The organism is Janthinobacterium svalbardense, assembly GCF_002327145.1.
Taxonomy (GTDB): Bacteria; Pseudomonadota; Gammaproteobacteria; order Burkholderiales; family Burkholderiaceae_D; genus Janthinobacterium; species Janthinobacterium tructae.
On record NZ_CP023422.1, the window covers coordinates 5443130 to 5468708 of the forward strand.

19 protein-coding genes are annotated in these 25579 nt (G+C 63.9%); 14 read left to right on the forward strand and 5 right to left on the reverse strand.

Going from position 1 to position 25579, the window contains the following annotated elements; all coding sequences use genetic code 11:
- Window positions 1-118 precede the first annotated feature (118 nt).
- The 4 genes from CNX70_RS24245 to CNX70_RS24260 all read left to right on the forward strand — a co-directional run bounded on the left by CNX70_RS24245 (window position 119) and on the right by CNX70_RS24260 (window position 7727).
- The gene (locus tag CNX70_RS24245) at window positions 119-1870 is read left to right on the forward strand and encodes an ABC transporter ATP-binding protein (protein WP_096237633.1); all 1752 of its coding nucleotides are present in this window, start codon (window positions 119-121) and stop codon (window positions 1868-1870) included.
- Complete coding sequence (locus CNX70_RS24250; RefSeq protein ID WP_096237634.1) at window positions 1860-3668, forward strand: ABC transporter ATP-binding protein; 1809 nt, start codon at window positions 1860-1862, stop codon at window positions 3666-3668. Before CNX70_RS24245 ends, CNX70_RS24250 begins: the two co-directional genes overlap by 11 nt.
- A 126-nt stretch (window positions 3669-3794) precedes the next feature.
- On the forward strand, window positions 3795-5495 hold the full coding sequence (locus CNX70_RS24255) for a methyl-accepting chemotaxis protein (RefSeq protein ID WP_096237635.1): 1701 nt from the start codon (window positions 3795-3797) through the stop codon (window positions 5493-5495).
- Between the two features lie 165 nt (window positions 5496-5660).
- On the forward strand, window positions 5661-7727 hold the full coding sequence (locus tag CNX70_RS24260; protein WP_244198942.1) for a sensor domain-containing diguanylate cyclase: 2067 nt from the start codon (window positions 5661-5663) through the stop codon (window positions 7725-7727).
- 24 nt (window positions 7728-7751) lie between these two features.
- On the opposite strand, the gene CNX70_RS24265 is transcribed toward CNX70_RS24260, so the two are convergent.
- Together CNX70_RS24265 and CNX70_RS24270 are read right to left on the reverse strand one after the other, a co-directional pair.
- Complete coding sequence (locus tag CNX70_RS24265; RefSeq protein WP_096237636.1) at window positions 7752-8081, reverse strand: hypothetical protein; 330 nt, start codon at window positions 8079-8081, stop codon at window positions 7752-7754.
- Window positions 8082-8231: 150 nt separating this feature from the next.
- Window positions 8232-9467 (reverse strand): cytochrome-c peroxidase, encoded by a 1236-nt coding sequence (locus CNX70_RS24270; protein ID WP_425269209.1) that lies wholly within the window; start codon window positions 9465-9467, stop codon window positions 8232-8234.
- 163 nt (window positions 9468-9630) lie between these two features.
- On the opposite strand from CNX70_RS24270, the gene acpA reads away from it, so the two are divergent.
- Window positions 9631-11751, forward strand: a complete 2121-nt coding sequence (acpA, locus tag CNX70_RS24275; protein WP_096238662.1) for an acid phosphatase — start codon at window positions 9631-9633, stop codon at window positions 11749-11751.
- Between the two features lie 57 nt (window positions 11752-11808).
- On the opposite strand, the gene CNX70_RS24280 is transcribed toward acpA, so the two are convergent.
- Both CNX70_RS24280 and CNX70_RS24285 read right to left on the reverse strand, forming a co-directional pair.
- Window positions 11809-12744: a hypothetical protein gene (locus CNX70_RS24280; RefSeq protein WP_157751258.1), complete on the reverse strand. Its 936-nt coding sequence runs from the start codon at window positions 12742-12744 to the stop codon at window positions 11809-11811.
- Window positions 12745-12963: 219 nt separating this feature from the next.
- A complete protein-coding gene (locus tag CNX70_RS24285) occupies window positions 12964-13383 on the reverse strand; it encodes a hypothetical protein (RefSeq protein WP_096237638.1) in 420 nt (139 codons plus the stop codon).
- A 296-nt stretch (window positions 13384-13679) separates the two neighbouring features.
- Between CNX70_RS24285 and CNX70_RS24290 the strand changes: the two genes are divergently transcribed.
- Window positions 13680-14750: a M29 family metallopeptidase gene (locus CNX70_RS24290; protein WP_096237639.1), complete on the forward strand. Its 1071-nt coding sequence runs from the start codon at window positions 13680-13682 to the stop codon at window positions 14748-14750.
- On the opposite strand, the gene CNX70_RS24295 is transcribed toward CNX70_RS24290, so the two are convergent.
- On the reverse strand, window positions 14743-15702 hold the full coding sequence (locus tag CNX70_RS24295) for a LysR family transcriptional regulator (protein ID WP_244198943.1): 960 nt from the start codon (window positions 15700-15702) through the stop codon (window positions 14743-14745). The genes CNX70_RS24290 and CNX70_RS24295 overlap by 8 nt on opposite strands.
- A 109-nt stretch (window positions 15703-15811) precedes the next feature.
- On the opposite strand from CNX70_RS24295, the gene CNX70_RS24300 reads away from it, so the two are divergent.
- From CNX70_RS24300 to CNX70_RS24335, 8 genes are all read left to right on the forward strand, one after another.
- Window positions 15812-16651: a phytanoyl-CoA dioxygenase family protein gene (locus tag CNX70_RS24300; protein ID WP_096237641.1), complete on the forward strand. Its 840-nt coding sequence runs from the start codon at window positions 15812-15814 to the stop codon at window positions 16649-16651.
- Window positions 16651-17469, forward strand: coding sequence for a sugar phosphate isomerase/epimerase family protein (locus CNX70_RS24305; RefSeq protein ID WP_096237642.1), 819 nt, complete (start codon window positions 16651-16653; stop codon window positions 17467-17469). Before CNX70_RS24300 ends, CNX70_RS24305 begins: the two co-directional genes overlap by 1 nt.
- A 45-nt stretch (window positions 17470-17514) precedes the next feature.
- A complete protein-coding gene (locus CNX70_RS24310; protein WP_096237643.1) occupies window positions 17515-17976 on the forward strand; it encodes a MarR family winged helix-turn-helix transcriptional regulator in 462 nt (153 codons plus the stop codon).
- Between the two features lie 165 nt (window positions 17977-18141).
- Complete coding sequence (locus tag CNX70_RS24315) at window positions 18142-20511, forward strand: M1 family metallopeptidase (protein WP_096237644.1); 2370 nt, start codon at window positions 18142-18144, stop codon at window positions 20509-20511.
- Window positions 20508-20996, forward strand: a complete 489-nt coding sequence (locus CNX70_RS24320) for a DUF6702 family protein (RefSeq protein ID WP_096237645.1) — start codon at window positions 20508-20510, stop codon at window positions 20994-20996. Before CNX70_RS24315 ends, CNX70_RS24320 begins: the two co-directional genes overlap by 4 nt.
- Before the next feature lie 6 nt (window positions 20997-21002).
- Window positions 21003-23039: a TonB-dependent receptor gene (locus CNX70_RS24325; protein ID WP_096237646.1), complete on the forward strand. Its 2037-nt coding sequence runs from the start codon at window positions 21003-21005 to the stop codon at window positions 23037-23039.
- A gap of 105 nt (window positions 23040-23144) precedes the next feature.
- Window positions 23145-23879 carry a 2OG-Fe dioxygenase family protein gene (locus CNX70_RS24330; protein ID WP_096237647.1) on the forward strand — a complete coding sequence of 245 codons (735 nt, stop codon included), beginning with the start codon at window positions 23145-23147 and terminating at the stop codon, window positions 23877-23879.
- Between the two features lie 142 nt (window positions 23880-24021).
- Complete coding sequence (locus CNX70_RS24335; RefSeq protein ID WP_096237648.1) at window positions 24022-25383, forward strand: hybrid sensor histidine kinase/response regulator; 1362 nt, start codon at window positions 24022-24024, stop codon at window positions 25381-25383.
- Window positions 25384-25579: the final 196 nt, after the last annotated feature.

The window sequence follows — 25579 nt, forward strand, 5'->3', positions numbered from 1 at the left end:
TTTTTGCGTGCCCCTCCACAGCGCGCTTTTCCGCCTTGTTGTATCCTACGCGTACTTTCCGTCCGCGTGCCCGTCCTTCCGCCCCGCGACACCCCATTACTCAAAACAAAAGGTAACCATGAGTTTATCGAGGCTCATCGCCGGCTTCGTGCGTCAGCATTGGCCGGCGTATGCCGCCGCCGCCGTCATGCTGACCGGCGTGGCGACACTGACCGTCTGGATCCCGCGCCGCGTGGGCGCCATCATCGATGCGCTGGCCGCGCACCGCATGACGGCTGCCGAATTGTGGCTGGAACTGCTGACCCTGCTCGCCGTCGGCGTCGTCATTTACTTTCTGCGCGTGGGCTGGCGCATCACCCTGTTCAAGGCTGCCTACCAGCTGGGCGTGATGCTGCGCACGCGCTTCTATACGCGCATGTCGCAACAGGGCGCGTCCTTTTACCAGAACCAGCGCACGGGCGACCTGATGGCGCTGGCGACAAACGACATCGACGCCATCGAAATGGCCGCCGGCGAAGCCATGCTGGCCGGCTTCGACGGCACCTTGACCCTGCTGATGGTGCTGGGCATCATGCTGCTGGGCGTGGACTGGCGCCTGGCCTGCATCGCCCTCTTGCCCTTCCCGCTGATGGGACTGGCCTTCTGGCGCATCTCCAGCCATATCCACACGGCGTCGACCGATTCGCTGCAACGCTTTTCCGCGCTGAACGACCATGTGCAAGAGTCCTTGTCGGGCGTGCGCACCCTGCGCGCGCTGGGCCTGGAAGAGCGCAGCAGCGCCCAGTTCTCCACCCTGGCCGGCCATGCAGCCAACGCCAGCCTGACGGCACAGCGCTGGGAAGCGGCGTATGAACCGGCCGTCGGCCTGACCCTGACGGCCGCCACGGCGCTGACCCTGGGCCTGGGCGGCTACCTGGTGTGGCAAGACCAGCTGACCATTGGCGCGCTGACCAGCTTTTCCATGTATCTGGGCCAGCTGATCTGGCCCATGTTCGCCGCCGGCTGGGTGCTCTCGCTGATCGAACGGGGCCGCGCCGCCTGGCAGCGGCTGCAACCCATGTTAGATGCACCGCTGGCCATCGACGACCATGGCACGATTGCATCCTTGAAGCCCGGCCCCCTGCAACTGAGGGACATCGGCTTCGCCTACGCGGGCCAGACGGCGCCGGCCCTGTCCGGCATTTCGCTGCTGTTGCAGCCGGGCCAGACCCTGGGCCTGGTCGGTCCCACGGGCAGCGGCAAGTCGACCCTGCTGCGCGTGCTGCTGCGCCAGGTCACGCCGCAATCGGGCACGGCCACCTGGAGTGGCCAGCCGCTCGATGCGTACACCCTGCATGCGCTGCGCGCGGCCATCAGCTGGGTGCCGCAGGAGTCGTTCCTGTTCTCCGCCAGCATCGCCGACAATATCGCCCTGGCCCGTCCCGGCGCCACGCGCGAGGACGTGGAACGGGCGGCGCAGCTGGCCGACATCCATGACGATATCCTGCAATTCCCGGACGGCTATCAAACGCACGTGGGCGAAAAGGGCATCACCCTGTCCGGCGGCCAGCGCCAGCGCGTGGCGATCGCGCGCGCCCTCCTGGCCGACAACGGCCTGCTGCTGCTCGACGATGCTTTATCCGCCGTCGACACGGGCACGGAAACGCGCATCCTGCAGCACCTGGAAGAACTGCGCCGCAAGCGCCCCGAGCGCAGCGCCATCATCGCCAGCCACCGCCTGAGCGCCGTCGTCAACGCCGACCTGATTTTGGTGCTGCGCGATGGCCATGTGACGGAAACGGGCAGCCACGACGCGCTGATGCAGCGCGACGGCTGGTACGCCAGCCAGTGGCGCTATCAACAACTGGAGGCCAGCCTCAATGCCATCTAAGACCGACCAAGCCACCACCACCACGCCATCCGTGCGCCGCCAGGCCGCGCAAGCGATCGGCCTGCTGCGCCGCGCCGCCGCACCCGATCTGCGCCATTTATACTGGGCCACCTTCTGGCTGATCCTCGCCGCCGCGCTGGAAGTGACGGGGCCGATTTTGGGCAAGGCCCTGATCGACCAGCATCTGCTGCCGCGTAACCTGGACTGGACGCGCATGTCGCTGCTGCTGGGCGGCTGCCTGCTGACGGGCTGGGTCGCTTCCGGCCTGCGCTATTTGCAGCTGGTGCGTTTGTCTGGCCTGGCCATGCGCTCGGTGCAGCGCCTGCGCGAAACCGTGTATCAACACGTACTGCGCCTGCCCATGGCCTTTTTCGACCGCGCCATCACGGGGCAATTGGTCAGCCGCGTCACCAACGACACGGAAGCAGTGAAATCGCTGTACGTGCAGGTGTTGTTCGTCATCCTCGACAGCTCCATCGTGCTGGTCGGCACCATGGCCGCCATGGCCTTCCTCGACTGGCGTTTGATGCTGATCGTGCTGGCCCTGCTGCCGGCCGTGCTGGTGATCGTCTTTTTGTACCAGCGCTGGAGCGCGCCGGCCGTCACGCGCGCGCGCGCCCTGCGCAGCGAGATCAATGGGCAAATCGCCGAATCGATCGGCGGCATGAGCGTGCTGCAGGCGAATAACGCGGAAAAACGCTTCGGCGCGCGCTTCACGGGCATCAACCAGGACCACTACACGGCGCGCATGCAGGAATTGCGCGCCAACGCCTGGCTGCTGCGCCCCGCGCTCGACATGCTCAATATCGTGCTGCTGGCCGTCGTCATCTTCAGCTTCGGCCAGCGCGAGATGGGCGCCCTGGAAGTGGGCGTGCTGTATGCGTTCATCAGCTATATCGCGCGCGTGATCGAGCCGCTGATCCAGATAACCATGCAGTTCAGCCAGCTGCAGCAGTCGGTGGTGGCGACGGCACGCGTCTCGGCCCTGCTGGACGAAGCGCAGGCGCTGGAACACGCGCAGGGAAGGGAAACACCGGCCCTGCGGCAGGCGACAGCGGACAGCGACGTGCCCGCCGTCGACATCGCGCGCCTGACCTTCGCCTACGTGGAAAACCAGCCCGTGCTGCACGAGCTGTCGCTGAGCATTCCGCAAGGCGCGTTTTTTGGCATCGTCGGCCACACGGGCAGCGGCAAGTCGACTTTGCTCTCGCTGCTGCTGCGCTTTTACCCCGTCACGCAGGGCAGCATCGCCATCAATGGCGTCGCCCTCGACAGCATCGACAACGAGCACTTCCGCGCCGACGTGGGCCTGGTGCCGCAAGACCCCTTCCTGCTGGCCGCCTCGGCGCGCGAAAACATCGACATGGGCCGCGGCTACACGCAGGCGCAGATCGAGACGGCGGCGCGCGCCGCGCATGCGCACGACTTCATCGCCGCGCTGGAACACGGCTACGATACGCCGCTGGGCGAAGGCGGCTCGCGCCTGTCGTCGGGGCAGAAACAGCTGATCGCGATTGCCCGCGCGCTGGCCGGCCAGCCGCGCATTTTGCTGCTGGACGAGGCAACCTCGCGCATCGATAGCCAGACCGAGCAGATCGTGCAGCTGGCCCTGAATGAATTGCGCGGCAAGGTGACCATCATCGCCATCGCGCACCGCCTGTCGACGATTCGCGAAGCCGACCGTATCATCGTGCTGAACCACGGCCGCATCACGGAAGCGGGGCCGCACGAGGAACTGATGCAGATCGAGGGCGGTTTGTACCAGCGCCTGTACCTGCTGCAGCAACTGGCAGTGTGATAGGCACAGGGCGCCGTTGCGCGGCGCCGCTTTTTTTCTGTACGGCATTAAAAATGCCGTACGGACGGGAGTATATTCATCTGGCGGGCAGCGCCGACGGCCCCAACCACACTTCCGGGGGACGCCATGCGCAGCAAACTGTCGATCAGGAATATCTTTGCCGCCATCTTCCTGCTTAGCCTGGCGCTCTCCATCGTCAGCCTGCTGGCTCTGTTCCGCGTCGCCACCAAACAGGCTGAAGCGAACCAGGTCACTGAAACGCGCTTCCAATCCTATCTGCTGGCCGATGAATTGCGGCAAAGCTCGGACGACCTGACACGGCTGGCCCGCACCTACGTCGTCACGGGCGACGCCAGCTACGAGCAGCAATACATGGACATCCTCGACATCCGCAACGGCAAGAAGCCGCGCCCCGCCCACTACGAGCGCATCTACTGGGACTTCGTGGCGGCGGGCATGCCGGTGCCGGCGTCGACGGGCCCCAGCGTGCCACTGGCCGAGCTGATGCGCAAAGCCGGCTTCAGCGAGCAGGAATTCGCCAAACTGCAAGAGGCCCAGACCAATTCCGACGGCCTGGTGAAGACCGAGGTGATCGCCATGAACGCCGTCAAGGGCTTGTTCGACGACGGCAGCGGCAACTTTACCAAGAAGGGTCCGCCCGACCTGGAAATGGCCCGCACCATCATGCATGATGCCCAATACCACCGCAACAAGGGCAAGATCATGCAGCCGGTGAATGAATTTCTCACGCTGCTCGACCAGCGCACGAGCGCGGCCGTGCAGACGGCGACGGGCGGCACCATGGCGGCCTATTCCGTCACCGTCGGCGTGCTGCTGGTGTCGGTCATGGTTTCGCTGCTGTGCCTGTTCCTCGTGTACCGCCACATCAAGCGCAATCTGGACCAGGCGATCGCCACGGCGCAATTGATCGCCGGCGGCGACCTGAGCATCGATGCCGTCATCGAACGGGCCGACGAAATCGGCGTGCTGCTCCACGCGATGAACACCATCAACGCCAACCTGACGGGGCTGATCGGCGACATCCGCAACAGCACCGGCGAAATGTCGGTCGCCACGCACGAAATCGCGCTGGGCAATGCCGACCTGTCGGCGCGTACTGAAGCGCAAGCCAGTTCCCTCGAAGAAACGGCCAGTTCGATGGAAACGCTGACGGCGACGGTGCGGCAAAACGCCAGCAACGCCGGCGAGGCAAACCAGCTGGCCGCCACCGCCTCGGCCGTCGCCGTGCAGGGCGGCGCCGTCGTCGCCCAGGTGGTCAACACGATGGGCGCCATCAAGGAAAGTTCGAGCCAGATCGCCGATATCATCGGCGTCATCGACGGCATCGCCTTCCAGACCAACATCCTGGCCTTGAACGCCGCCGTCGAGGCGGCACGGGCCGGCGAACAGGGACGCGGCTTCGCCGTCGTCGCCGGCGAGGTGCGCAGCCTGGCCCACCGCAGCGCTGCCGCCGCCCAGGAAATCAAGACCCTGATCGGCGCCTCCGTGGAACGGGTCGACGCCGGTAGCAAGCTGGTCGACGAGGCGGGGCGCACCATGGCGCTGGTGGTGGAATCGATCCAGAAAGTGGCCGCCATCATGAGCGAAATCACCAGCGCCAGCCACGAGCAAAGCGCGGGCATCAGCGAGGTCAACCAGGCGGTCACGCAGATGGACAACATCACGCAACAGAACGCCGCCCTGGTCGAGCAGGCGGCCGCCGCGGCCGAAAGCCTGCAGGAACAGGCGCAAGCCCTGATCGAGGCCGTCGCCATCTTCCGCCTGAAAGGCAGCCCGCCGGCCACGGCCGCCCTGGCCCTGCGCTGACATGCAGCCAAAGTGTGCACTTTCGCAAAAATCTGCACATGCCATGATATTTCTTGATTGCAACATCATATAATCGTTGTAAACAGGCATGGTCATTGCGGGGGCGGGACGTTGGCAGGCAGACACACACGGGCATCGTGGCGAAGGGCGCATTGGCTGCTGGTATTGGCCTGCCTGCTGCCGCCTGCCGTCCAGGCCCAGGTCGGCAACCTTGAGCAGCATATCGCCGCCGTGCGCGAAGATGGCCGTTTCGTGCCCGCGCGCGCGCTGCAGCGCCTGCAAGAGGTGGAAACGCAGGCGCGCAGCGCGCCCCTGCCCGTGCGCGCGGAATTCCTTGCCCAGCTGAGCAACGCCCGCATGCGCCTGGGGCAGAACGATATCGCCATGCAGCTGGCCGAAGAACTGATCGCCTACGCCCGCATGAACAAGAGCGACGTGGCGCTGGCGAAAGGCATACTCAGCAAGGCCTACATCACGTTTGCCAGGAACGAAGGCCACGCCTCGCATCTGCTGGCCTTCGAAGCGGAAAAGATCGCCAACCGCACGGATGACCTGCCCGTGCGCGTGCAGGCCACCATCAGCGCGGGCCAGTCGTGGGCCGAGGAAGGCAATTTCCCGTTTGCGCTGGCCAAGCTGCAGGCGGCCGTCGACCTGGCGCGCCAGAGCAATTCCCCCTCCAGCCTGGCCGCTGCCCTGAATGCCCTCACCCTGCTGTACACGCAGATGCGCGAATACAAGCAGGGATTCAAGACACTGGACGAGCTGCTGGCCGTCTGCGCCACCCTGGCATCGCCGGGTCGCATGGCGCAGGCGAAGAATACGGAGTACGGGCTGGCACTCGACGCGCAGCAGCCGCAACGGGGCCAGCGCGCCCTGCTGGCGGCCCTGGCGCTGGAACGCCAGCTGGACGCCCGCGGCATGGTTGCCGTTACCCTCGTCAATCTGTCGGACAGCTATCTGAAAGAAGGCGACTACGCGCGCGCGCTGCGCCATGCGCATGAAGCCATCACGGCGGCTCGCCAGGTCAACAATGAACAAGTGGAGGCGACGGCACGCCTGAACATCGGCCAGGCGCTGATCGGCCAGGGACGCTTGCAGGAAGGCAAGCAAAGCGTGGCCACGGGCCTGGCCTACTACGAACGCACGGCCAACCAGCCGGACATGCAGGCCGTGCTGCTGGAGTACGGCATGGCGCTGGAAAAGGCGGGCGACATGCGCGGTGCCGTCACGGCCTACCACCGCGAGCGGGGCATTTCCAACCAGCTGTTCGAAAAGCAGCGGCAAAAGGCCGTGTATGAATTGCAAGAAAAGTATGAGGCGGAAAAGAAGCAGCGCCAGATCGAGCTGCTCAGCCGCGAAAATCAGCTGAAAAGCACCGAGATCGACAACCGCCGCCTGCAGCAGCGCGTATGGTGGCTGCTGGCGCTGGTGCTGGCCATGGCGTCCGTCATCGTCGGCTTGCTGTACCGCAAGGTGCGCCACGCGAACGTGCAGCTGAAGGTGAAAAACCAGGAACTCAAGCGCCAGAGCTCGCGCGACCCGCTGACGGCCCTGTACAACCGCCGCCATTTCCAGGAATTCATGCGCAGCCATGCAGGCAAGCCGCTGTCTGCCAGCGGCGGCGATGTCGTGGGGGCACTGTTCCTGCTCGATGTCGACCATTTCAAGCACATCAACGACCGTTACGGCCATGCGGCGGGTGACCTGGTACTGACGACGATCGCCGAAACCTTGCACGACGTGCTGCGCGAAACGGACATGATCGTGCGCTGGGGCGGCGAGGAATTCCTCGCTTTCCTGCCCGCCGTCGCGCGGGACGGCCTCGACGATATCGCGCGGCGCATCCTCAACGGCATGGCGGCGCAAGTCATCCACTACCAGGGACAAACCATCGAAGTGCACGTGTCCGTGGGCTTTGCGCCCTATCCGCTGGCGCCGCTGGGACGGCCGCTCACGTGGGAACGCAGCGTCAACCTGATCGACATGGCACTGTACCTGGCCAAGGCGCACGGGCGCAACCGGGCGTATGGCTTGCGCGGTTTTCAGCAAGTGGAAAGAACGACCCTGGAAGCGGTGGAGCAAGACCTGGAACGCGCTTGGCGCGACGGCTTTGTCGATTTGAGCGTGGTGCTGGGGGGAACGGACGGAATGGACAGTAGCAATACAGGGACAGCGGTGCATGGCAAGCAGGCAGGCGCCAGTGATGGCGTCGCGGCAACTGCCATCACCTGACGGCAGCTACCGGCCCTGGCACGATTACTTGTGCGCGGCGTCCTGCATCTTTTCGCCGGCTTTTTCCACTTTCTTGCCGACGGCATCGGCCGCTTCGCTCATTTTCTTGTCGGCGTCAGCGGCGACATGGTCCATCTTGGCGCCCGTCTCGGAAGCGGCCTGGCTCACGGCGGCATCGGCTTTGGTAGCGGCGGCCTTGATGTCGGCTTCAGCCTTGGCAGCGGCCGCATCGATCTTCTGGCCAGCTTGTTCCGCAGGACCGGCAGCGACATCATCCTTCTTCTGGCAGGCAGCCAGTGCCACAACCATCATCCCGGCGGCGCACACGGTCATCCAATTTTTGCTTACTTTCATGATATTCCCTTTCATTGTTATCAAAAGACACAGATCAGTTCGCAATATACACCTGCCTAAAATTTTCTAGCGTGCGCTAACGCACATAAAAACAGGCTTTTGTGGCGTAGTTGTAAGCAATGGTATCTTGATATTTTTTTGGCATCCCGCTCAGTGCGTGGCAGGGGCCGCTTGATAGCCATCCGTCAAGGTGTGCAGGAAAACGATCACGTCGGCGATCTCCCGCTCGTTCAGGGCCGGCGCCTGGCCCGGCTGGCGGTCGAACGGCGCAGCCACATTCACGTTCGCTGCCAGGCCAGGCGGCAGATCGTCGTATTTGCGCACCTTGCCGTTTTTATCTTTCGGATACCACTTTTGCGGCGCCGTGTCGCGCTGCACGTAAAAACGCAACACCTGCTCCAGGCTGTCAAAGCTGCCATTGTGGAAAAACACCTTGCGCAGGGCGACGTTGCGCAAGGACGGCGTCTTGAAGCTGCCGCAGTATTCCTTGTGCGCCATCAGGTCGGTGCGGTCCGGGCCGCACAAGCCAAGGTCAAAGAAGGCCGGGTCTCCATTCGCCGGCAGCCTGGCATTGCGCGGCACGCCGATATTGATCAAGCCGTAATCGGTAAATTGGGGGAAGGCGCCGCCGGAACTCACCTGGCTGATGTGGCAGGAGGCGCAATTTCCCTTGCGTTCATCGTTGAACAGGGCCAGGCCGCGCGCTTCCTGCGGCGTCAAGCTGGCCTGCTTGCGCAGCACGGCATCGTACTTGCTGGTATAGGGATAGAAGTCCAACGGGCTTTCCTGGAACACTTCCAGCGACATCAGCGCCCAGCGCAGCGCCTGGCCCGGCTGTTCGAAGATATCGGCGCCATACGTCTGGCGGAACTGCGCCGCCAGCGGGCTGGCGCGTAATTTGGCGACCACGGCCGCCGCATCGCGGTTGCCCATCTCACGCGGCGACAACAAGGGCGCGAGCGCCTGTTCATGGCCGGACTGGGCGCGGCCGTCCCAGTTGCGCCCGCCCGTGGGCCCGGCGTCGACGCTGTCGTCGCCATCGTCGTCGTGGTAATGCTCGGTAAACGGCGGCGCGTTCTGGATATAGCGCAGCGAGGGCGCGGCGCGCGTGCCCGCATCCTTCAATTCCGGCCCGCCCAGCTGCACCGCCAGCGCGTTCGGCGGACCGTACGCATGTTCGGGACTGTGGCAGCTGGCGCAGGCCAGCTTGCCCGACACGGACAGGCTGGGCTCGAAAAACATGGCGCGGCCCATGGCCGTCATTGCCGCCACCGAAGGCTGGCGTTTCAGGGTGGGCGCATACGCGCCCGCGTCTTGTTGCGGCGCGGGCTGGCAGGCGGACAGCACGCACATGGCCAGCAGCAGGGAGAGGTTCGTTTTCATCATGGGCTGGCAGCGTAGCAACGGCATGTGACAACTGCGTGACAAGTCGCTGCAAAACGTCATGTATCAAGTTCGTACATTACGTCATGTAACAGACGCTGACATGTCACGCAGCTGACATATTGCCTGCCTAGCATGCGACGTTTTCCACCCAGAAGGCATGAACATGAAACCGCACGCAAACACTTCTTTACGGCCCCTGCCGTTGCTACTGTCGCTGGGCCTGGCCGCCTGCGGCAGCGACTACGCCGTCACGCCCCACATCACGGGCCAGGTCATCGGCAGCTACTATGAAAACGCCCAGGTGTGCCTGGAAAGCAGCACGACCAAGCTGACCTGCGACAGCGGCTCGGCGGCCGTGCGCACGGCCGCCGACGGCAGCTACACGCTCGACGGCCAGGGCGCCGTGCTGGCAAGCATCGGCACGGACGCCATCCGCCACGACGCCATCGGCGACGCGGGCAGCAAGGTCGCGCAAAAACTGCTGCTGCGCGCCCCCGCCGGACACAGCGCCTTCGTCAGCGCCCTGTCGACGGAGCTGGCGCAAATCATGGACGGCAACGGCGGCGACTTTACGGCCGCCAGCAGCAAGCTGGCCGCGCGCCTGGGCGTGTCGGAAGCGGGCCTGGCATCGGACTTCAACAAGGCCAGCGGCGACGAGCTGGCGAAACTGAAGGCGGAAAACGTCAGCGTGACGGCCTTGATCGCCAGCGCCAGCACACAGGCGGCGCCCGCCGACGCGCTGGCCGCCCTGAACAGCGCCCTGGCGCTGAACAACATCCAGACCATCGTCGTCATCTACGCGGAAAACCGCGGTTTCGACAATTTGTACGGCCTGTTCCCCGGCGCGAACGGCGTGCCGGGCGTCAACCCCACCGCCAGCACCGCCTATGTGCCGCAGAAAGACTATGACGGCAGCACCCTGCCCGTGCTGCCACCCACCTGGGGCGGCATGACGGCGGCCGGCCAGAGCACCGTCATCACCCAGGCGCAATCGGCCAATTTGCCCAACAAGCCGTTCCAGATCGATGACGCCAGCAGCCCCCTGTACCTGCCGCAATCGGTCATCACGCGCGACCTGGTGCACCGCTTCTACAACAACCAGATGCAGATCAACGGCGGCGCCAACGACAAGTTCGCCGCGTATTCGGATGCGGGCGGCCTGTCCATGGGCTATTACGACGGCAGCAAGATGCAGCTGTGGGACATCGCCAAACAATATGCGCTGGCCGACAATCTGTTCATCGGCGCCTTTGGCGGCTCCTTTCTCACGCACCAGTACCTGATCTGCGCCTGCGCGCCCACGTATCCGAACGCCGACACCTCGGTGGCCAAGGGATCGATTGCCAAGATCGACGTCGACGCCAACGGCAACTTCGTGCGCCTGACGCCGTCGGCCACGGCGCCGACCACCGTCCTGAACGGCGCGCCCGCGTATGCCAACGACGGCGCGCTGACGCCGGCCGACAGCACGGGCATATTTTATGCCGTCAACACCATGCAGCCGCCGTTCCAGCCCAGCAGCAATGCGCCCGCCTCGGGCGACAGCAGCAAGCTGTATGCGGACACGGGCAAGGCCAACACCCTGCCGCCGCAAACGCAGACGAATATCGGCGACTTGCTCTCTGGCAAGAACATCGACTGGGCCTGGTATGCGGGCGCCTGGAAGGATACGACGACCCTGGCCACGGCCAGCGCGCGCGCCGGCAGCTTCCCGAATCCGCCGAACTTCCAGTTCCACCACCAGCCGTTTAACTATTTTGCCAACATGGACCCGGTGAAGGCGCCAGCCTACCGCGCCGCCCACCTGCGCGACTTCGACAGCCAGTTCCTCAGCGATGCCAGTGCCGGCAAGCTGCCGCCCGTGGCCTTCTATAAGCCGCAGGGCAATTTGAACCAGCACCCTGGCTACGCCAGCGTGGCCGATGGCGACGCGCATATCGCCAGTGTCATCGCCCAGCTGAAAAAGAGTCCGCAGTGGAAAAACATGCTGGTCATCGTCACTTACGATGAAAACGGCGGCTTTTATGATCACGCCGCGCCGCCGAAGGGCGACCGCTGGGGTCCGGGCACGCGCGTGCCGGCCATCCTCGTCTCGCCGTACGTGAAAAAGGGATTGGTTGATCATACACAATACGATTCGGCCTCGATCCTGCGCGCCATCACGCACCGCTTCGCCCTGCCCGTACTCGACGGCCTGAGCACGCGCGACAAGGCGCTGGTGGCCAACGGCGGCAAGCCGATGGGCGACTTCAGCGCGGCGCTGGCGCTGGTGCCGCAAGAGTAAGGCTGCGGAAAGTGCGCCCGCCCGGCTTGAACGCGGCGGGCGTTTTACCTGATGGCGCTACTGGCCGGGGGCAGGGGTTGGGACCGCGTCGAGCAGCGAACGTTCGAGCAATTGCGACAATGCCGTGCGCAGCGCCTGCGTGCGCGCCGCCAGTTCCGGCCGCTTGTAGTGCTCGGCGGCGATCAGGCTGTTTTCCAGGCAGACCCGGTCGCTTTTCGCCAGGCAAGCGTCGGCCAGGTCGAGCTGGGCGCTGGCTTGCGCCACTTTTACTTTGGCATCGAGTTCCAGCGTATCGGGATCATCGCCCCAGCGCTTCACGTAGATGGCCAGGCGCGTGGCGGCCAGCTCCGGCTTGCCCGCATCGAGCGCCTGGTTGACACTGTCCTGCAGCGCCGTCCACGCCTGTGCCCGCTGCTGTTGCCGCTCGCACGCGGCGGCGGACTTGGTGATGTTCGCCTGCAAGCGCTTGATCTGCGCGGCGGGCGCCCTGGCGCTTTTCAGCACGGCCAGCCCACTGCGCGCCCCGTCCAGGTCGCACTGCGCCGCCAGCGCAGTGGCGGCCTCGACCTGTTCCGCCACGCTGGCTGGCTTGTCGGCGGGCTTGTTGAAGAACCAGATACCGGTCAGCACCACGGCCGCTGCGATCCACGTGCGCAAGCGCACGGGCGGGCGTGGCGGCGGCACCGAACCCTTGATGGCAGGCTTGGCGGGCGGCGCCTTGGCTGGCGCCGCTGCGGGTGCGGGTGCGGCAGCCGGTGGCAGGACGGGCTGGGGAGCGGGAGCGGGCTGAGGCGCGGCTTGCGGTGCAGGAACGGGCGGGGCGACGGGCACCGGCGGTGGCATGCGCGGCAGCGGCGGCGGCGCTGGCACTTTCTCCAGAACAGGCGCTGCAGCCACCTGGCGCGCGCCGCAAAACGGGCAATGCGCCAGGCGCAGCGGCAAGGTCCGGCCGCAAGCGGCGTTGATGCAAACGTCATTCACTGTTTCAAGCACATTCCAACCTTTTCCTGGAGTCATTCCACTGCGTTCTGCCGCAATATTACCTTACGCGCATACCACAACGGCACACCCGCAGCGAGTTCCAGCGCCTTGATACCGACCAAAAAAAGCTCTGCCTCTGGTAAACAGGGGACAGAGCCAATATTATCGTGGTATCAGGGGAGTCGCCGAGAACGGCAGAGCAAAGGTTCAGGGGCGTTTTATCAACGGCTCTTACACCTTGACGGAATCAACTTTTGCAATCACCGTGCGCGCAATGATATCCGTTGCCGGGCAAGACTCCATCGCATCCGAGTACGCGAGCCAGCGTTGCAGGCTTTCCATGCGGCGGATGGTGATGCCCTTGCCATTGATATAACCGATCTGCTCGAAATTGGCGGGGCTGGTGGTCAGTTTCGACACGGTGGGCGCATTGTCGACCAGGCGGTCGTAGGCCTTGCGCGCCTTGTGCTCCCACTTGGCCAGCACGGGATCGTCAAAACGGTTGCTTTCAAAATACACGGTGATGGTGCGGTCGTGGTTGGCAAAGCCGACGATGGCTGCCCCCTTGCGTATGGTCAACAGGACATCTTCCTTGACGCCCGTGACGGGAACGAACACGGCGGCGCGTCCATCCGTATCCGGCCGCTCCATGGGAATATCTTGTCCGATTATGCTCATCACATCACACTCTTCATCATCGCCTGCTGGCTTGTTGTCCCTGCATCACTGAAAACGTTCCGCCATGCGCATGCGTGCGTTTGCCGCTGCGCCGGGCCGCTTCCAGGCTCGCTGCCTTACCATTTATCAAATAATACATTGCCGTAAAGCACTACACAAGATAATCAGGGACGCGGCAGCCGCCTGTCCTCCGCCGGATGGGGAATAGTGTGCCCGGCGGCAATCGCCTTATAATGCTGCGATTACTTCACGTCCCCCACCTTCGCACCATGACGCTTCCAGAGAATGACACCAGCCGGCTCGACGCCATCAGCGCCGCCGCCACCGAAGTGGCCGCGCAAAACGTGGCCGACTTGCTGGCCATGGCCATCTGCCACCGCCCGGACGAACCGGCCCTGATCGTCTGCGACAAGCGCAGCTGGCTCAATGTCGTGCTGACGCAAGCGTATCGCCAGGCCTTGCCGGACGCGAGCTTCATCGATTTCGACGAGGTCACGCCCGACGCCGTGCTGGCCGCGTTTGCCGAACTGCCCGCCGGCAGCCTCGTCGTGCTGATCCAGTCGACCAGCTTCCGCCTGGAAGCGTTCCGTATCCGCATCGAGCTGTTCAAGCGGGGCCTGAAAGTGATCGAACACGTGCATCTGTCGCGCATGCCCGGCGTGCAGGGACTGCACTACATCGCTTCGCTGGCCTACGACCCCGCCTATTATCGCGGCGTGGGCCATGCACTGAAAGCGCGCATCGATCGCGCCCATCATGGCATGATCGACAGCGGCGGCGAGCAGCTGGTCTTCGCCTCGCCCTTCGAATCGGCCAAACTCAATATCGGCGATTACGCGGGGATGAACAATATCGGCGGCCAGTTCCCCCTGGGCGAAGTGTTTACGGAAGCGCAGGACCTGGAAGCGGTGAACGGGCGCGTGCGCATCTTCGTCTTTGGCGACACCCAGTTCATGGTCAACCGCCCCGACACGCCAATCACCCTGATCATCGACAAGGGCAGAGTCACGGGCACGGAAAACGCCACGCCGGAATTTACCGCCATGCTGGAAATCATCCGCGCGCATGAGGGCGAGGTGTGGGTGCGCGAACTGGGCTTCGGCATGAACCGCGCCTTTTCGCGCGAGCAGCTGGTCAACGACATCGGCACGTATGAACGCATGTGCGGCATCCACCTGTCGCTGGGCGCCAAGCACGGCGTCTACACCAAGCCGCAGTTCAAGCGCAAGGATGCGCGCTACCACGTCGACATCTTCGCCGTCACCGAGGCCGTTTACCTGGACGACGAGCGTGTGTACGCGGACGGCGCATGGACGCTGGAACCCGTCGCCTTCAACTAAAAAATCCGGCCGCTGCCAGCTCGCGGTCCCACGGCGGCACGGGCTGGTATTCGGCCACCAGGAAATCGATCAGCGCGCGCACCTTCGGCGACATTTGCCGGCTGGCCGGATACAGCGCGCTCAAATGATTCAGCGGCAGCTCCCAGCCGGGCAGCACGGGCAGCAGGCTGCCATCGAGCAGATTGCGCCAGGCGAGGAAGGTGGTGCTGTAGACGATGCCAAGCCCCCGCAACGCCGCCTGGTGCAGCACCAGCCCGTTGTTCGCCGTGAAGCCCGCCTGCACGTGCACGCCCACTTCCTCGCGCTGTTCTCCCTCTCCCCGCTGGAAATGCCAGTGCGTGCCATCGGTCAGGTGGCTGAAATGCAGGCACTGGTGCTTCAATAGCTCTTGCGGCGTCTGCGGCACGCCCCATTGCGCCAGATAGGCGGGGCTGGCGCACAGCACGGCGCGGCAGGGCGCCAGCGGGCGCATGGCCAGCGCGCTGCTGTCCGGGATGCCGCCCACGCGGATGGTCAAGTCAAAGCCGTGGCGTATCGGGTCGAGCAGGGCATCGTCGACAAACAACTCGGCCCGCACCTGCCGGTGCAGCAGGCTGAAACGGGCGACGGCATCGGCCAGCCACGCGCTGCCGAAACTCGATGGCGCCTGGATGCGCAGCGGCCCGGCCAGCTCCGCCCCCGCTCCCGTCTGCGCCACGTGCGCCACCATGCGCGCCGCTTCCTGCGCCTGGCTGACGGTCGCCATGCACGGCGCCAGGTAGGCGCGGCCCGCGTCCGTCAGACTCACTTCGCGCGTGGAACGGTGCAGCAGGCGCGCATGCAGGCGTTCTTCCAGCTGCATGATGGTCTTGCTGACCATGGCGCGCGTCAGGCCCAGGCGCTGCCCGGCCACGGTGAAGCTGCGCTGGCGCGCCACTTCGACAAAGATTTCCATCGCTTTTAGTTGATCCATGTCAAAGATTGTCTGCGTTTTGACGACAATCTGTCAACCGCTGGGCGATTGTTTGCGCACTGTCCCCATCCTACAATGGCGCTTTCCCTTGACCTCCGGAGCCGCCGCCATGCTAACGATCGAACAACAAGAGCAATACCAACGCGATGGCTACATCATCCTGCCCGATTTCAAGGGTGCGGACGAAATCGCCGCCTTGCGCGCGCGCGCCGAGCAGATTGTCAACGAATTCGATCCCAGCGTCAGCCAGTCCATCTTCACCACGCGCGATCAGGCGAAGAACACCAACGATTATTTTCTCGCCTCCGACAACACCATCCGCTGCTTCTTCGAGGAAGAGGCGTTCGGCGCGGACGGCCAGCTGAAGCAGGCAAAATCACTGTCGATCAACAAGATCGGCCATGCCATGCATGACCTGGACCCCGTCTTCCGCGCCTTTTCGGCCGACCCGAAACTGGCCGAGGTGGCGCGCGACTTGGGCCTGGCGGACGCGCAAGTCTGGCAATCGATGTACATATTTAAACAGCCCGGCATCGGCGGCGAAGTGCGCTGGCACCAGGATGCCACCTACTTCGAAACCACGCCCATCAGCGTGACCACGTTCTGGTTCGCGCTGGAAGACGCGACCCTGGACAACGGCTGCCTGTGGGCCGAACCGGGCGGCCACCGCGGCCCCCTGCGCGAACGCTTCATCCGCAACGGCGACGCCGTGCGCGTGGAAAAACTCGACGCCATGCCCTGGCCCGACGACAGCACGGCCGTGCCGCTGGAAGTGAAGGCGGGCGCCCTGGTCTGCTTCCACGGCTTGCTGCCCCATTACAGCGCGCCTAACCGCTCGCCCGTCTCGCGTCACGCCTACACCTTGCACGCCACCGATGGCCAGACGGAATACGCGGCCCACAACTGGATCCAGCGCGACGCGGCGTTCCCCGTGCGGGGCTTCGTCTGATGCGCATCGACGTCTTCGCCGCCCACTGGGGCAATAACGAGCTGGCGCCCGAGGTCTTCATCGACAAGGTGCTGGCGGCCGGCTTCGACGGCATCGAAATGTCGCTGCCGCTGGACGCGGCCCTGCGCGAGGAATGGACGGACCGCATCGCCAAGGCGGGCCTGCAACTGATCGCCGCGCAGTGGGAAACCGTGTTCCACAGCGACTTCGATCTGCACCGCGCCGCCCTGGCGGAACTGCTGGAGAATGCCTGCCTGGCCCGCCCCGTGCTGGTCAACACGCACACGGGCAAGGATTACTACAGCCAGGCGCAAAACGCGCAGTTGCTCGACCTGGCCGCCGCCATCTCGGAAAAGCACGGCGTGCCCATCGTGCATGAAATTCACCGCAGCCGTTTCAGCGGCCACCCGATGCTGCTGCTGCCGTATCTGCAGCAGTACCCCGGGCTGCCCTTGACGGCCGACCTGTCGCACTGGTGCTGCGCCTGCGAATCGCTGCTGGAAGACCAGCCGCAGACCCTGGCGCAGGTACTGCCGCTGGTGCGCCATGTGCACGCGCGCGTGGGCCATGCGCAGGGGCCGCAGATGGCCGACTTCCGCGCGCCGGAAGCCAAGGCAGCGCTGGACGCCCACCTGGCGTGGTGGGATGCCATCGTCGCCCTGCGCCGCGCGGCCGGCGCCGAGCGCATGACGTTCACGCCGGAATTCGGTCCCGCGCCCTACCTGCAAACGCTGCCGTACACGCAGCAGCCCGTCAGCGATGCATGGGAACAGAATGTGGCCATGCTCGCCCTGCTGCGCACGCGCTACGCCGGGTAGGCGCCGCGCATTGCAATTAAATAGCGCGCTATATATACTGTGCCCATGGATACCACCACTTCCCCCAACCCCTTGCACCAGGTGCCGCGCCTGGACAGCCAGCTGTGCTTTGCGCTGTACTCGACCTCACTCGCCATGAACAAGCTGTATCGCAAGCTGCTGCGTAAACTCGGTCTCACGTATTCGCAATACCTGGTGATGATGGTGCTGTGGGAGCGCGACGGCTTGACGGTGTCGGAAGTGGGCGAGCGCCTGTTCCTCGACTCGGCCACCCTGACGCCCCTGCTCAAGCGCATGGAGCAAGCCGGCCTGTTGACGCGTGCGCGTGCCGCCAGCGACGAGCGCCAGGTCATCATTTCCCTCACCCAGCAAGGCGACCAGTTGCGCCATGAAGCGGCCCTGCTGCCCGAAGCCATCCTGACGGCCAGCCACTGCAGCGTGGAGCAGGTTGTGGACATGAAACAACAACTGAACCAGTTACGCGACAGCCTGATGAAAAGTGAATAAAAGCGCCGCTTTTCCGAGCAAAATCAGGTAAAGCATCGCCCTGACAGCGCCAGGCAAAAGCTGGCGCAAAATCTGCCTTTCTTTATTACAAATCGATACAAGGACGCCCCCACCCTGCGTATAGAATAGTTGCCACTATTTCCTTACAACAACATCAGGGTGACCATGCGCATACCTTTCGGCTCCGTAGCCTCGTTGGCTCTGTGTTTTACCGTGTCGGCTTTCGCTGCCGAACCATTCGACGACAAGTTCCGCCAGCTCGAAGAAGTGCTGCCCACCCCGAACACCTGGCGCACCGCCTCCGGCGCGCCGGGCCACGCCTACTGGCAGCAACGCGCCGACTACACCATCCGCGCCACCCTGGACGAAGCCAAACGCGAAATCGCCGGCAGCGGCAGCATCACCTACCATAACCAGTCGCCCGACACCCTCGGTTACCTGTGGCTGCAGCTGGACCAGAATATCTACAAGCCCGATTCCGACGCGCGCCGCATGACCACGGCGCCGTCGCGCCAGGCGTGGGCCAAAACGGCGGGCGACGAGACGATGAAGTTCGAAGGCTTGCGCGGCATCCTCGCGCGCGGCGACTTCCAGGGCGGCTTCCATATCCGTGCATTGAAAGGCGCGGACGGCCAACCGCTGAAGTACGTTATCAACCGCAGCATGATGCGCATCGACCTGCCGCAGCCCCTGAAACCGGGCCAGGACTTCATCTTCCAGATCGACTGGGATTACCGCATCAATGAACAGAAGGTGCTGGGCGGGCGCGCCGGCTATGAAGTCTTCGACGACAAGAACGCCCTGTTCGAAGTGGCGCAGTGGTTCCCGCGCATGGCGGCCTATTACGACGCGGCCGGCTGGCAGCACAAGCAGTTCCTCGGCTCGGGCGAATTCACGCTGGAGTTCGGCGACTACGACGTGCAGCTGACGGTGCCTGCCGATCATATCGTCGCCGCCACGGGCGAACTGCAAAATCCGCAGGATGTGCTGTCTTCCGCGCAGCGCGAGCGCCTGGAAAAGGCCCGCAGCAGCGACAAGCCCGTCGTCATCGTCACGCAAAAAGAGGCCGAAGCGGCCGAAAAGTCCGTCAGCCGCGCGCAAAAGACCTGGCACTTCAAAGCGGCCAACGTGCGCGACTTCGCCTGGGCATCGAGCCGCAAGTTCATCTGGGATGCGCAGGGCTACAAGAAGGGCGGCAGCGATGTGATGGCCATGTCCTACTATCCGAAAGAGGGCAATCCGCTGTGGGAAAAGTACAGCACGCAAGCCATCGTGCACACGATTGAACAGTACAACAAGTACAGCATAGCCTACCCGTACCCGACGGCCATCTCCGTCAACGGCCCCGTGGGCGGCATGGAGTATCCGATGATCTCGTTCAATGGCCCGCGCCCCGTGAAGGACAAGAAGACGGGCGAGCTGACATATTCGAAGCGCACCAAGTATGGCCTGATCGGCGTGATCATCCACGAGGTGGGCCACAACTACTACCCGATGATCATCAACTCGGACGAGCGCCAATGGACCTGGATGGACGAAGGCCTCAACACCTTCGTGCAATACCTGGCGCAGCAGGCGTGGGAAGAAAACTACCCGGCCTCGCGCGGCGAGCCACGCGAGATCGTCGACTATATGCGTAGCCGCGACCAGGTGCCCATCATGACGAACTCCGAATCGCTGCTGCAGTTCGGTAACAACGCCTATGCCAAGCCGGCGGCGGGCCTGAACATCCTGCGCGAAACCGTCCTCGGACGCGAGCTGTTCGACTACGCGTTCAAGGAATATGCGCAGCGCTGGAAGTTCAAGCGTCCCACGCCCGCCGACTTTTTCCGCACCATGGAAGACGCCTCCGGCACGGACCTGGACTGGTTCTGGCGCGGCTGGTTTTATACCACCGATCCGGTCGACATCAGCATCGACGGCATCAGCGAATACGGCGTGAGCTCAAAAGACCCTGCAACGGAAAAAGCCTGGAAAAAGGCGCAGAAGGACGCCCAGCCGGAATCGGTCACGAGCCGCGCCAACAAGGGCATGCCGCGCCGCGTCGATGCGCATCCGGAGCTGAAGGATTTCTACAACCAGCACGACGATTTCACGGTAACCAACAAGGACCGCAACGCCTATGCCGAAGCGCTGGCCGCTCTGGAACCGTGGGAAAAGGACTTGCTGAAACAGGGCAAGCACCTGTACCTGGTCGACCTGTCGAACCTGGGCGGCATGCTCATGCCCCTGATCCTCGAAATCGAACTGAAAAGTGGCAAAAAATACGTCGAGCGCGTGCCGGCCGAAGTGTGGCGCTACTCGCCGAAAAAAATCACCAAGGTCGTCATCACCGATGAACCGATGGTGAGCCTGGTGCAGGACCCGTACTGGGAAACGGCGGACATCGACACCAGCAACAATGCCTGGCCGAGAAAGATCACGCCATCGCGCCTGGAACTGTTCAAGAGCGAAAAATCGCCCAAGGATAACCTGATGCGCGATTTTAAAACGCCGCTGAAAGGCAGCGGCGCAGACAAGGGCGACGAGGCGTGAAGCGCTGGCGCCTCCTCGCGGCAAGCCTGCTGGCCTGCGCCAGCATGGCCGCTGGCGCCCATAACTTCCACATGGGCATCGCCGACATCAGCTATAACGCGGCCAGCGGCAGCACGGAAGTGGTGCACACCTACACGGGCCATGACGTCGAGGCGCTGCTGACGAACCTGTACCAGCGCCAGTTCGACCTGGGCCAGGAAGACAGCGAAGCGGCCCTGCGCCGCTATGTCGAAAAACAGTTTTATCTGGTAGGGCCGGATGGCAAGCGATTGCGCCTGAACTGGGTCGGCATGAAGGTCAACGCCGACAACGTGGTGATCTTCCAGGAGATCGAGCACACGCGCCTGGCACCCGCCACGCGCATCCACAACCAGTTGCTGATCGACTTCCTGCCCAGCCAGCGCAATACCCTCAACGTGCAGGACAGCGGCAGCATCCAGACGCTGATTTTCGACCACCAGAATACGGAACTGCCAATCCGGTAGGCCACCATGAAGCCACGCTATCTTCCCCTGCTCCTCGCCGCCCTGTTTTCCGCCACCGCCGCCCACGCCGACGACATCTTCCAGCGCGTGCTGGTCGACGGTTCGCGCCTGAACCAGCTGGGCGTGGCCGATTCGGCCAATGCGGGCAGCGTCACGCAACAGCAGCTCGACGCGCGCACCAGCTACCGGCCCGGCGAATTGCTCGAAGCCGTGCCGGGGCTGATCGTCAGCCAGCATAGCGGCGAGGGCAAGGCCAACCAGTTCTACCTGCGCGGCTTCAACCTCGACCACGGCACGGACTTGCGCACCAGCGTCGACGAGATGCCCGTCAACCAGCGCAGCCATGGCCACGGACAGGGCTGGACGGACCTGAACTTCCTGATCCCCGAACTGGCCATGCGCCTCGATTACAAAAAGGGCCCGTATGCGGCGGCGCAAGGCGATTTTTCCTCGGCGGGAGCGGCCTCCATCATCTATGCAAACCGCCTGACGCAGGGCATCGCCAGCGCGGGGATCGGGCAAAACGGCTTTCGCCGCGCCCTGCTGGCCGATTCGTTTGACGCGGGTGACGGCAGCCTGCTGTACGCGCTCGAAGCGCAGCATAACGATGGTCCGTTCACGCAGCCGGACCGCTACCACAAGCGCAATGGCGTGCTGCGCTACAGTCAAGGCTATGCCAACAACGGTTTCAATGTCACGGCCATGGCGTACGACGCCAGCTGGAATGCCACCGACCAGATTCCGCTGCGCGCCGTGCAGGACGGCACCTTGGGCCGCTTCGACGCCATTGATGCCAGTGACGGCGGCAAGGCGCAGCGCTACAGCCTGTCGGGCGCCTGGCGCCAGACCACGGACGACGTGTCGTCCAGGGTCAGCGCGTATGTGATCGCCAACCGCCTGGCCCTGTTCTCGAATTTTACGTATGCGATGGACGACCCCGACAATGGCGACCAGTTCGCTCAGCCCGACCGGCGCGTGACGGCCGGCCTTGATGCCAGCCACACCTGGCACCGCCACACGGACAGGGGCAGCAGCGACACCACCATCGGCGTGCAACTACAGAACGACAATATCCACAATGGCCTGTACCACACGCGCCAGCGCCAGACCCTGTCGACCACGCGGCAAGACCATATCGTCGAAACCAGCATCGGCGTGTATGGCGAAAACAGCACGCGCTGGTCGCGGTTGCTGCGCACAGTGGCCGGCCTGCGCGCGGATGCCTACCGCTTCGACGTGCGCAGCGACCGCGCCGCCAATTCGGGCCAGGCCAGCGACCATTTGTTCAGCCCCAGCCTGAGCGTGATCGCCGGCCCATGGCGCGAGACGGAAGCGTACTTCAACATTGGCAATGGCTTCCACAGCAACGACGCGCGCGGCACGACGATCACGCTCGACCCGAAGACGGGCGAGGCGGCAGGCAAGGTCACGCCCCTGGTGCGCTCGCGCGCCCTGGAAGTCGGCTTGCGCAGCGCCGCCATCGCCGGCCTGCAAACCTCGCTGTCGCTGTACCGCCTGGACTTCGATTCCGAGCTGCTGTTCATCGGCGACGCCGGCGCCACCGAAGCGGGCCGCCCCAGCCGCCGCTACGGCATCGAGTTTTCCAGCTACTACAAGGCGGCCAGCTGGCTGTCGCTGGACCTGGACCTGGCGTATGCGCGGGCGCGCTCGCGCGGCAGCGATCCGGCGGGAGACTTCATTCCCGGCGCCATCGAAGGCGTGGCCCAGCTGGCCATGACGCTGACGCCGCGCGGGCCATGGTCAGGCTCTTTGCGCCTGCGCTACTTCGGCCCGCGCCCCCTGACGGAAGACAACAGCGTGCGCTCCGCAGCCAGCGTGGGCTTGAACGGGCGCCTCGCCTACCAGATCGACAAGACCTTGCGCGTGGAGCTCGAAGGCTACAACCTGGCCAACCGGCGCGACTCGGCCATCGATTACTACTATGCCTCGCGCCTGCCCGGCGAGGCGCAGCCGGTCGACGATATCCACTTCCATCCAGTGGAATCGCGCTCGCTGCGCCTGACCCTGGTAAAGAATTTTTAACGCGGCAAGCATAATTTCTGGCGGACGTAACACAAGAGTCGCCGCGAAGTCGTAGAATGCCAGGCTGGATAAACTGAGACAGGCCGCGTTCCGGCCCGCACCGCCATGAGCACTTCCGCACCGATCTTTACCGACCCGTCCCACGTCAAGGACGCCTTGCGCGATGACGGCTATGCCGTCCTGCGCCCGCAGGACGTGGCCGCGCTGGCCGGCTGCCCGCTGGCCGCGCTACGCGCGCTCGAACCGAGCTGGAACTCTCTGGCGCTGGACAATTACCTGAAGGATGGCGGCCGCTATCGCCGCCGGCGCCATTCGTGTTTCGTGCAGGATGGCGCACGCCTGACGCAGACGGCGCACCGGCCGCACTGGCAACCGGTGGAATACAACGCCCTGCATGGCGGCATGCACCGCCTGTTCGAGCCGGTCGAGCCGGCCATCGTCGCGCAGCCAGCCTGGCAACAGCTGATCCGCGCGCTGGGTGACGCCTGCTCGCAGGTGAAGGGCAGCCAGCCGTGGTTCATCGAGGCGCACCAGTTCCGCATCGATACGACCGATGGCATCGGCCGCCCCACGCCGGAAGGCGCACACCGCGACGGCGTCGATTTCGTCGCCGTGCTGCTGATCGGGCGTGAGCAGGTCAAGGGCGGCGAGACGCGCATCTTCGAAGCCAATGGTCCCAACGGCAAGCGTTTCACCCTGAGCGAACCATGGTCGCTGCTGCTGCTCGACGATGCGGCCGTGATCCACGAATCGACACCGATCCAGCCCATCGGCGAACATGGCCACCGCGATACGCTGGTGCTGACGTATCGCGCAGGCCAGTTCCAGGGCGAAAACTGACAGGCGGCCACAGCATTCCCTGTGGCCAAAATAGTTACCTGGAAGTTACTTTTGCAGACCTAAATCCGATATAGTCGTACGATGTCGATATTGCGCGCTCACCGCGCCCAGCATCACCACACTGAAATTCTAGGAGAGGTCTGTGGACTCCAACAACCAAATCAAGCCTGACGAAATCGAGATCCTGATCGTCGAGGACAGCCCGACCCAGGCGGAGCGATTGCGCCGCCTGATCCAGTCGCTGCACTACAACGCGCGCGTGGCGGCGAATGGCCAGTTGGCCCTGGCCGCCATCCGCGAGCGCAAGCCGCACCTGGTGCTGTCCGATATCGTCATGCCTGAAATGAATGGCTACGACCTGTGCCGCGCCATCAAGTCCGATCCGACCCTGCGCGACATTCCCGTGATCCTCGTCACCTCGCTCAACGACCCGAAGGACATCATCCGCGGCATCGAATGCGGCGCCGACAATTTCATCCGCAAGCCATATGCGGAAGACTACCTGCTCAACCGCATCAGCCACATGCTGATGAACCAGAAGCTGCGCAAGAACCAGAATGTGGAAATCGGCATCGCCCTGTACCTGGGCGACCAGAAGCACTTCATCAATGCGGAGCGCCAGCAAATCCTCGATTTGCTCATTTCCACGTATGAACAGGCAGTGCAGGTCAACGGCGAACTGCAGGCGCGTGAACGCCAGGTGATTGAATTGAACATGCGCCTGGCGCACCATGCGGCCGAACTGGAAACCATCAACCGCGAAATCGCCCTGAAAAACCTGGAACTGGCCGAGGCGAGCCGCATGAAGTCCGCCTTCATCGCGAATATGTCGCATGAACTGCGCACGCCGCTGAACGCCATCATCGGGTTTACCGGCGCACTGCTGATGAAACTGCCCGGCCCCCTGACGTCCGACCAGGACAAGCAACTCAATACCATCCGTGCCAGCGCGCGCCATCTGCTCTCCTTGATCAACGACATTCTCGACGTGGCCAAGATCGAAGCGGGCAAGCTGACCCTGTCGATCGAGCCCGTGCACTGCCAGGAGCTGATGGCCGAAGTGGCAGACACCCTGCGCCCCCTGGCCCAGCAAAAAGGCCTGACGCTGGAAATGGCACTGGGCGAAGCGGGCCAGCCGCCCGCCATCATCGACACGGACCGCCGCGCGCTGACGCAAATCCTCATCAACCTGCTCAACAACGCCATCAAATTCACGGAACAGGGCACAGTGCGCATCAGCCTGTCCCAGCGCGAAGAAGACGGTGTGCTGGTGACGGAAATGAGCATCGCCGACAGCGGCGCCGGCATCAAGGAAGAAGACCAGGCCAAGCTGTTCCAGGCCTTCTCGCAGCTCGATTCCACCTCCACGCGCCACGTGGAAGGCGCGGGACTGGGCCTGTACCTGTGCCAGAACCTGGCCAACGCCATCGGCGGCGCCCTGTTCTTCAATAGCGACTACGGCTCCGGCAGCACATTTACGCTGGCCGTGCGCAGCAAGCCCTGATTCGGGTGCGTCGCAGCATAAACTCTGGATTTTTTTGCCATCTAACGTAGATCGATACCGTAGTTTTACGGTATTGCACTGCACCATTTTCAGCGCTATAGTAGAACTGTCTCCTCCAATTCGTTCCCTGAACATTGGATTACGCCCGCGAATACAACCGCGGGCTTTTTTTTGCCCGCGTTTTACATTATCTTCC

Coding starts and splice junctions, on each gene's coding strand:
- acpA (WP_096238662.1), top strand. CDS start 9,631: ATGAAACCGCACGCAAACACTTCTTTACGGCCCCTGCCGTTGCTACTG.
- CNX70_RS24290 (WP_096237639.1), top strand. CDS start 13,680: ATGACGCTTCCAGAGAATGACACCAGCCGGCTCGACGCCATCAGCGCC.
- CNX70_RS24310 (WP_096237643.1), top strand. CDS start 17,515: ATGGATACCACCACTTCCCCCAACCCCTTGCACCAGGTGCCGCGCCTG.
- CNX70_RS24245 (WP_096237633.1), top strand. CDS start 119: ATGAGTTTATCGAGGCTCATCGCCGGCTTCGTGCGTCAGCATTGGCCG.
- CNX70_RS24250 (WP_096237634.1), top strand. CDS start 1,860: ATGCCATCTAAGACCGACCAAGCCACCACCACCACGCCATCCGTGCGC.
- CNX70_RS24300 (WP_096237641.1), top strand. CDS start 15,812: ATGCTAACGATCGAACAACAAGAGCAATACCAACGCGATGGCTACATC.
- CNX70_RS24305 (WP_096237642.1), top strand. CDS start 16,651: ATGCGCATCGACGTCTTCGCCGCCCACTGGGGCAATAACGAGCTGGCG.
- CNX70_RS24325 (WP_096237646.1), top strand. CDS start 21,003: ATGAAGCCACGCTATCTTCCCCTGCTCCTCGCCGCCCTGTTTTCCGCC.
- CNX70_RS24255 (WP_096237635.1), top strand. CDS start 3,795: ATGCGCAGCAAACTGTCGATCAGGAATATCTTTGCCGCCATCTTCCTG.
- CNX70_RS24270 (WP_425269209.1), bottom strand. CDS start 9,467: ATGATGAAAACGAACCTCTCCCTGCTGCTGGCCATGTGCGTGCTGTCC.
- CNX70_RS24285 (WP_096237638.1), bottom strand. CDS start 13,383: ATGGAGCGGCCGGATACGGATGGACGCGCCGCCGTGTTCGTTCCCGTC.
- CNX70_RS24265 (WP_096237636.1), bottom strand. CDS start 8,081: ATGAAAGTAAGCAAAAATTGGATGACCGTGTGCGCCGCCGGGATGATG.
- CNX70_RS24330 (WP_096237647.1), top strand. CDS start 23,145: ATGAGCACTTCCGCACCGATCTTTACCGACCCGTCCCACGTCAAGGAC.
- CNX70_RS24295 (WP_244198943.1), bottom strand. CDS start 15,702: ATGGATCAACTAAAAGCGATGGAAATCTTTGTCGAAGTGGCGCGCCAG.
- CNX70_RS24315 (WP_096237644.1), top strand. CDS start 18,142: ATGCGCATACCTTTCGGCTCCGTAGCCTCGTTGGCTCTGTGTTTTACC.